Consider the following 901-nt stretch of genomic DNA (forward strand, 5'->3'; position numbering starts at 1 on the left):
ACCGGTGCCATAACTGGTACCAACATTTACTGAAGCGCTTTCACTGTGGTTTTGTGTGCTTTGCGTGTTTTGTGCACTTTCAAAGGTGATATGGTTTCCTGCTTGCAAATTGATATTGCCACTCTGCGCATCATTGTTTAGTGCGTAATCCGAATTGGTGCCAGCGATAATATCAGCTCCAACACTATAAATGCTGCCTTTGTGGGCTTGCACATTAACAGAACGCCTGCCTTCTATGCTATCTGTCACAGCAGTAGATGTCTGAACAGATGCCTCTGTCTTCTCAGTCTTAAAGCCCACTGTCACACTGGATGAAGCATCTGCCGTATTGGCAAGAGCATCTTTTACCGAGCTGGTAAAATTCCCCGCCATGTTGCCAAAACCTGCTGTGGTGTTACCCCTTGCACCTGTGTTGCCACTTAGCCAATTGACAAAATTCTTGCCTTTATTAAAAAGATGATTGATTTGAAGCCCGGTAAGCACAGTGTTACCAACTTTGTTGCTGCCATCTTTATCATTCATGCGGTCCGCTGAATCTTTTAAGCCTTGTACAGTATCAAGAGCACCAACATTGACAGTGGTTGTAACGCCTGCAAACGACTTTTCATGCTTTTCTTTTGCGTTAGAGGTATTATAGCTTGTCTCAAGTGTGATATTATTGCCAGCCTCAACGTTCACATCACGATTTGCCAAAACATCTGCTGCTTGCAAGGTTACATCATTGCCAGCAGTGATCCGCACATCTTTGCCCGCCTTAAAATTAGATGGCGTATTGGTATTTTCCCATTGGTCCCCCGTATCTTTGGCACTTGCAATTCCAACATCCAAGGAAGCACCGCTAGGGTTCTTTTCAAACTGAAACCCAAAACCTTCCCGCTCTTCCTGAGAGTTTGACTTATGG

At 44.6% G+C, this 901-nt stretch carries 1 protein-coding gene; it reads right to left on the reverse strand.

Annotated features, from left to right (window positions below):
* Positions 1–901 (reverse strand): hemagglutinin repeat-containing protein (locus J7R10_RS08270; protein ID WP_208436441.1); only part of this gene is annotated, 901 nt, incomplete at both ends.

It is taken from the genome of Bartonella vinsonii subsp. berkhoffii ATCC 51672, from assembly GCF_902825225.1.
GTDB lineage: Bacteria > Pseudomonadota > Alphaproteobacteria > Rhizobiales > Rhizobiaceae > Bartonella > Bartonella berkhoffii.